The sequence below is a fragment of the Micromonospora sp. ATLC20 genome (assembly GCF_057196585.1).
Genome location: NZ_JBXUOV010000242.1, coordinates 1 through 6,834, shown reverse-complemented (window position 1 = coordinate 6,834; position 6,834 = coordinate 1). Strand labels below are relative to the sequence as shown.

Annotated in this window: 8 protein-coding genes and 1 pseudogene; 7 read left to right on the top strand and 2 right to left on the bottom strand. The window is 72.7% G+C overall.

The features are described 5' to 3' along the window. Together AC2CHG_RS28895 and AC2CHG_RS28890 are read right to left on the bottom strand one after the other, a co-directional pair. Positions 1-581 (bottom strand): magnesium chelatase domain-containing protein (locus AC2CHG_RS28895; RefSeq protein ID WP_484525984.1); only part of this gene is annotated, 581 nt, incomplete at its 3' end. A 1-nt stretch (position 582) separates the two neighbouring features. Then, complete coding sequence (locus tag AC2CHG_RS28890; RefSeq protein WP_484525983.1) at positions 583-942, bottom strand: YraN family protein; 360 nt, start codon at positions 940-942, stop codon at positions 583-585. A gap of 138 nt (positions 943-1,080) precedes the next feature. On the opposite strand from AC2CHG_RS28890, the gene AC2CHG_RS28885 reads away from it, so the two are divergent. From AC2CHG_RS28885 to AC2CHG_RS28855, 7 genes and pseudogenes are all read left to right on the top strand, one after another. After that, positions 1,081-1,242: a hypothetical protein gene (locus AC2CHG_RS28885; RefSeq protein WP_194799735.1), complete on the top strand. Its 162-nt coding sequence runs from the start codon at positions 1,081-1,083 to the stop codon at positions 1,240-1,242. 91 nt (positions 1,243-1,333) lie between these two features. Next, positions 1,334-2,383, top strand: coding sequence for a hypothetical protein (locus AC2CHG_RS28880; protein ID WP_194799736.1), 1,050 nt, complete (start codon positions 1,334-1,336; stop codon positions 2,381-2,383). Between the two features lie 328 nt (positions 2,384-2,711). Next, positions 2,712-3,578, top strand: a complete 867-nt coding sequence (rpsB, locus tag AC2CHG_RS28875) for a 30S ribosomal protein S2 (protein WP_194799737.1) — start codon at positions 2,712-2,714, stop codon at positions 3,576-3,578. 126 nt (positions 3,579-3,704) lie between these two features. Next, positions 3,705-4,532 (top strand): translation elongation factor Ts, encoded by an 828-nt coding sequence (gene tsf / locus AC2CHG_RS28870; protein WP_484525982.1) that lies wholly within the window; start codon positions 3,705-3,707, stop codon positions 4,530-4,532. Positions 4,533-4,689: 157 nt separating this feature from the next. Beyond that, on the top strand, positions 4,690-5,457 hold the full coding sequence (gene pyrH / locus AC2CHG_RS28865; RefSeq protein ID WP_013284607.1) for a UMP kinase: 768 nt from the start codon (positions 4,690-4,692) through the stop codon (positions 5,455-5,457). A gap of 86 nt (positions 5,458-5,543) precedes the next feature. After that, entirely contained in the window at positions 5,544-6,101 is a 558-nt protein-coding gene (gene frr, locus AC2CHG_RS28860; protein ID WP_013284608.1) for a ribosome recycling factor, read from the top strand. Between the two features lie 254 nt (positions 6,102-6,355). Continuing rightward, positions 6,356-6,834: pseudogene (locus tag AC2CHG_RS28855) on the top strand (phosphatidate cytidylyltransferase); the annotation flags it as partial.

Genomic DNA, 6,834 nt, shown 5'->3' with positions numbered 1-6,834 from the left:
ACGTCGGCCAGGTCGGGCCCGGCCGTGCCGCCGGCCGGGACGTGGGCGGGCGGGACGAGCAGCGGGCTGCCGTCGCGGACGTGGGCGACGAGTCGATGCAGCGTGTCGACCGCGTGCACGCGTACGCCCGGGATGACTGCCGCCTCGGCGGCGTTGCCGGCGGGTACGACGACGCGGGTGTGCCCGGCGCGGGCGGCGGCGGCGACCATCGGCAGCGTGCCGCGGACGGGGCGTACCGTGCCGTCGAGGCCGAGTTCACCGAGCACGACAGTGGCGTCAAGCGCGACCGGTGGCAGTTCACCCGAGCCGGCCAGGACGGCGAGCGCGATGGCGAGGTCGAACGCCGAGCCGTACTTCGGCAGTGTGGCAGGAAGCAGGTTGAGCGTGATGCGCCGGTTGGGCCACTTCTGGCCGGAGTTGACGATCGCGGCGCGGACCCGGTCGCGTGCCTCGTGAAGCGCGGTGTCCGGCAGGCCGGAGATGATCACGGCGGGCAGGCCGGGCGCCAGGTCGGCCTCGACCTCGACGAGATGTCCGGCGACTCCGGCCAGGCCGACGCTCAGCACTTTCGCGTACCCCATGTCAGAACGCGCCGCGGACGTGCTCGACGCGGGCGGGGCCGGTGAGCGGGAGCCGGACGGAGAGCACGTCGAAGCGGACCTCGTCGGCGGTGGTGCCGGTCTCGGCGAGCCAGCGCGCGGCCAGGCCGCGCAGCCGGCGGGCCTTGGCCGGTATGACGGCCTCGGCGGGGGAGCCGAACTGCTCGGTACGGCGCGTCTTGACCTCGCAGATGGCCAGGACCGGGCCCTCCCAGGCGATGATGTCGATCTCGCCCTCGGGGCAGCGCCAGTTGCGGGCGACCGGGCGCAGGCCCGTCTCGATCAGGTGCCGTAGCGCGCACCGCTCGCCGTACGCCCCGACGGCTCGGTTCCGGTTCGTCATGCCGGCCAGGATGCGACCGGCGGACGGGAGCGGGGGCGTCGTGCGGGGCCGCCCTGTGGACAAGGTGCCGCCTGTGGACGGAACGACGATCATGACTCCGATCTGCTACGGAGAGCGCGGGAGAGACGTGAGGCTTGCATGAATCGGTACGTCGAGCGGCTCGCGCGGATGGTGCCGCCTCCCGCCCGGTCGAGCGCGCCACCGAACTGGCCGGCGGTGGAGCGCTCGCTCGGCTTCGCGCTCCCCGGCGACTTCCCCTACCCGGACGTCGCGCCGATCTTCACGCCGTACGGCTACTGAGCGTGTTTTGTCGGCGACCCGGCGATATCGGCGCTGACCTGGGCCGATCCTCGGGAGGCCCGAATGGCGCGGCTGGAGCCCGTCGCATACCGTGCCGGTCGTGGACGGACGACGCAGCTATTCCGAGGATGAGCAGGGGTCGCGATGGGGCGACCGGGGATACGAGTCGGACTGGCGCGCCGCGGGCGAGCCCCGCTACCGCGACGACGACTACCGCACGCCCGAGCAGCGCGCCGGTGACAGCCGGTACGCCGAGCCGGGCCGGTACTCCGCCGCCGATCCGCTGGTGGACGACACGAGCAGCTGGCGGTCGCAGCGGCCGGACGACCCGGAGGTCTCCGGTGAGCTGCCCGGGTCGCGCGCCGGCCGTCGCGCGGCACGCGAGTCGGCGGCCGACCCGCTCGGCGCGGTGTCCCGCAGCGGCGTCGACGCGCTCGGCACCGCCGCGCACGGTAACCCGCTGTCGAGCACGCTCGGTGCGCCGGCAACCGCCCCGCTGACCGGCGCCGCACCGGCCGGTGCCGACCCGTACGGCCTCATCGTCCACGGCAGCGACCCGGCGGGCGGCGCCGACGCCCGGAGCGCTGCTGCCGGCGTCGAGAAGCCCCGGCTCAGCCCGATCGGCGGCTACCCGGTCGTCGAGCCGGCGCCTGGTGCCGACGGCGGGGCCGAAACGGCCGCCGCGGCACGGCTGAACCCCGGCGAGGCCACTCCGCTGCGAATCGGCGAGCGTCCGGGTGGTCCGGCCCAGCCGGCGGCGACCCCGAACCCGCTGGAGATGCCGACCGGCCCGATGCCGGCACTCATGCCCCGACCGGACGGTCCGCCGCCCGGCGACGGCGTCTACCGGACCCGGCGCCCCGCGCTGGCGGTGCTGCTGGCGGCGCTGGTGCTGGTGCTGGAGGTGCCGGCGGTGCGGGTGCTGCTGCACGGCCTGTTCGGCGACCCGGTGTCGACGTCGCACGTGGTGGTGGGCATCTTCCTGGTGGTGGGTCTGCCGATCTTCGGCACCGGCCTGTACGGGCTGCGCACCGGCGGGCTGGCGCTCGCCGACGGCAGCCGGGGCTGGCTGCGCCCGCCGACCGCCTACCTGACCGTCGGCCTGGTCCTCTTCCTCGCCGCCGCCCTCGCGGCCGGCTGAGCCCGACCCCAGTACGCCGGAGTGGCGGTGTCACCGACAGGGTGACGCCGCCACTTCGCCGTCCTGGAGTCGATCAAGGCGCACCTGGAGTCGATCACGCCGGCCTCCGCACCCGGGGGCCGGGCAGCGGAGAGGGCGCGTACACTGGTCGACTGGCGACCGCCTCGCGCGGTCGACCTCGCGTGCCCTCTCCACGGTCTCCTCCGTGGGGCGACGGCCTCCCTGGTCCCGGTCTGACGTACCGGGCCCACCCTGGCCGGCGACCGGGCGCCAGGCGTCCGGCCGCCGGCTGGACGGACAACCAGGGACAACGTAGGAGTAACCCACCATGGCCGTCGTGACCATGCGTCAGCTGCTGGAAAGCGGTGTGCACTTCGGGCACCAGACCCGCCGCTGGAACCCGAAGATGAAGCGCTTCATCTTCACCGAGCGCAACGGTATCTACATCATCGACCTGCGCCAGACGCTCGACTACATCGAGAAGGCGTACGAGTTCGTCCGCACCACCGTCGCCGGTGGCGGCAGCATCCTGTTCGTCGGCACCAAGAAGCAGGCCCAGGAGGCCATCGCCGAGCAGGCGACCCGGGTCGGCCAGCCGTACGTGAACCACCGCTGGCTCGGTGGCATGCTGACCAACTTCCAGACCGTGTACAAGCGGCTGCAGCGGATGAAGGAGCTGGAGGCCCTGGGTGACCTGAGCGGCACCGCCGCCGGTTACACCAAGAAGGAGACGCTCCAGCTCTCCCGCGAGAAGATCAAGCTCACCAAGACCCTCGGTGGTCTGCGGGACATGCAGAAGCTCCCGGCCGCGGTCTGGATCGTCGACACCAAGAAGGAGCACATCGCCGTCGACGAGGCCCGCAAGCTGGGCATCCCGGTGATCGCGGTGCTCGACACCAACTGCGACCCGGACGAGGTCGACTTCCCGATCCCGGGCAACGACGACGCCATCCGCTCGGCCGAGCTGCTGACCAAGGTCGTCGCCGCCGCCGTCGCCGACGGTCTGATCGCCCGTTCCGGCCGCAACCGGGGCGCGGACGAGAAGCCCGAGGCCGGCCAGGTCGCCGCCGACGAGCCGCTGGCCGAGTGGGAGCGCGAGCTGCTCGAGGAGCCGAAGAAGGCCGACGAGCAGCCCGCCGCCGCCGAGCCGGCCGCGCCGGCCGCCGAGCAGCCGGCGACCGCCTCCGCGGAGTGATCTCGCCGTCGCGTCCCCACCGTCCGGGTTCCCGGCGGTGGGACGCGACGGGTACGCCGGGCAGAACCGGCCCGGAACCGGGTAACCAGCACCCCAGACCACCTCACTGACACCGAAGAGAGAGTCATGTCCAACTTCACCGCCGCGGACGTCAAGAAGCTCCGCGACCTCACCGGCGCCGGCATGATGGACTCCAAGAAGGCGCTGACCGAGGCCGAGGGCGACTTCGACAAGGCCGTCGAGATCCTGCGCGTCAAGGGCGCCAAGGACGTCGGCAAGCGGGCCGGGCGCACCGCCGCCAACGGCCTGATCGCCCACTCCGGCCAGGCGCTGCTCGAGCTCAACTGCGAGACCGACTTCGTCGCCAAGAACGACGCCTTCATCGCGCTGGCCCAGCAGCTGGTCGAGCACGGCGTGGCCAGCGGCGCCACCAACGCCGAGGAGCTGCTCGCCAGCAGCATCGACGGCAAGAGCGTGGCCGACCTGATCCAGGAGCAGTCCGCCAAGATCGGCGAGAAGCTGGTGCTCAACCGCTTCGCCAAGCTGGACGGCGCCACCGCGGTCTACATGCACCGCAAGAGCCAGGACCTGCCCCCGGCGGTCGGCGTGCTGGTCGAGTTCACCGGCAAGTCGGACGAGGCGGCGGACGCCGACGCGCGCGCCGTGGCCATGCAGATCGCCGCGATGCGGCCGAAGTACCTCACCCGCGACGAGGTGCCGGCCGAGACCGTCGAGTCCGAGCGGCGCATCGCCGAGCAGACCGCCCGCGAGGAGAACAAGCCCGAGGCGGCGCTGCCGAAGATCGTCGAGGGCCGGGTCAACGCCTTCTTCAAGGACTTCGTCCTGCTGGAGCAGGCGTCGGTCGCCGACAACAAGAAGACCGTCAAGCAGGTGCTGGCCGACGCCGGCATCGAGGTGACCCGCTTCCTGCGGTTCGAGGTCGGCCAGGCCTGAGCCGCCGCACCGGGCCGTCCGGCCCGGGCACAGGGGAGAACGTCGACGAGGAGGCCGCCGGTGTACGCGACAGGCACCGCGGCCTCCTCGTCACATAGGGTCGGCAGGGGCACGTACGCGACGCTCGCGCGATGCGCGGGGAGAAGGGGCGGGGCGGATGACGCAGGTTGTGAGTGACCGGAGCCTGGCGGCGGAGGACCCGACCGCCCCTCCGCCCGGTCGGTCCCGCCGGGTGGTGCTGAAGCTCTCCGGTGAGGTCTTCGGCGGCGGCGCGATCGGCGTCGACCCCGACGTGGTGCAGGGCATCGCCCGCCAGATCGCCACCGTGGTACGCCGCGGCGTGCAGGTGTCGGTGGTGGTCGGCGGCGGCAACTTCTTCCGCGGCGCCGAGCTGCAGAAGCGCGGTATGGACCGGGCCCGCGCCGACTACATGGGCATGCTGGGCACGGTCATGAACTGCCTGGCCCTCCAGGACTTCCTGGAGAAGGAGGGCATCGAGACCCGGGTGCAGAGCGCCATCACGATGGCCCAGGTCGCCGAGCCGTACATCCCGCTGCGCGCGATCCGCCACCTGGAGAAGGGCCGTGTGGTCATCTTCGGCGCCGGCGCCGGCATGCCGTACTTCTCCACCGACACGGTCGCCGCCCAGCGGGCGCTGGAGATCCGTGCGGACGTGGTGCTGATGAGCAAGAACGGCGTGGACGCGGTCTACACCGCCGACCCCCGGATCGACCCGACCGCGAGCAAGCTCGACTCGATCACCTTCTCCGAGGTGCTGCGCCGTAACCTGCGGGTGGCCGACGCCGCCGCGTTCAGCCTCTGCATGGAGAACGGCCTGCCGATGCTGGTCTTCGGCGCCCAGGGCGACGACACCATCGTCCGGGCCGTCGGGGGCGAGAAGATCGGCACCCTGATCACCGCCTGACCGGCCCGCCGGACCGGCAGCGGTCCCTCTGCCACGGCAGCACCCGCACCACACACGACGAGCGACAGAAGGAGGCGAGGAGACCGGTGATCGACGACACCCTCCTCGAGGCGGAGGAGAAGATGGAGCGTGCCATCGAGCACGCCAAGGAGGAGTTCGGCGGCATCCGTACCGGACGCGCCAACGCCGCCATGTTCTCCCGGATCGTCATCGACTACTACGGCAGCCCGACCCCGCTGCCGCAGATGGCGTCCATCGCGGTGCCCGAGCCGCGCATGGTCATCATCAAGCCGTACGACAACTCGCAGCTGGGCGCCATGGAGAAGGCGATCCGCGACTCGGACCTCGGGGCCAACCCGAACAACGAGGGCAACCAGCTCCGCATCGTCCTGCCGCAGATGACCGAGGAGCGGCGCCGCGACATGATCAAGGTCGCCCGGCAGAAGGGCGAGGAGGCCAAGGTCGCCGTCCGCAACATCCGCCGCAAGGCCAAGGAGGAGCTGGACCGCCTGGTCAAGGACGGCGAGGTCGGCGAGGACGAGGGCCGGCGCGCGGAGAAGGAGCTGGACGACCTGACCCAGCGCTTCGTCGCCGGCGTCGACGAGTTGGTCAAGCACAAGGAGAGCGAGCTGCTCGAAGTCTGAGCACCCGCGTACCTCGCACGGCACCGCGCCGCCGTCGCCCGCCCGGGCGGCGGCCCGGTGCCGTCGTCGTGCCCGGCGGCGCACACCCTCGGGGCCGGGGCGGGTGCAGTAGGCTCGGCACGATTCCCGACCACCACGGGGTGAACGGCGGGAGTCGCCCGGCCGTCGGTCGGTAAACAGGAAGTCTCACGCCGGTAGGGGATGGTCTTGGTCTTGCGTCATGTGGTGGCTCTCGTACCGGCTGCCGGTGCGTGATGTCCCACCCCGACCCCTACGGCAACACCGAGTCGCGTGGCTGGGACCGCCCGGCCGCCCCGGCCCTGCCCTGGCCGGACACCGACCTGGAACCCGGCCCCTGGCGACCCGGCCCGGCCGCGCACACCCACCCCGCCGAGCCGGACACCTACGCCCGTCCCGGAGCAGGCCCGGACACGTACGCCGGTCCGGACACCTATGCCGCTCCGGACACGTACGCCGGGCCGTACCCGACGACCTCGCGGCACCACGACGGCCCGGGCCGGTACGACGGACCGCCGGCCGGCGACAGCGGGCGGCCCGCCGGGCCGGACCACGACGGGCCGTGGGGTGAGCCCGCCCGCGACGACGAGTACCCGACCGCGCAGATCGCGCCGGTGCGTGCCGAGCCCACCGAGCAGATCCCGGCGGTACGCGACGAGCCCGTCTCGGAGCCGCCGGCCGGCCGCCGCGGGCCGGGGCGCCGGCGGGCGAGCGC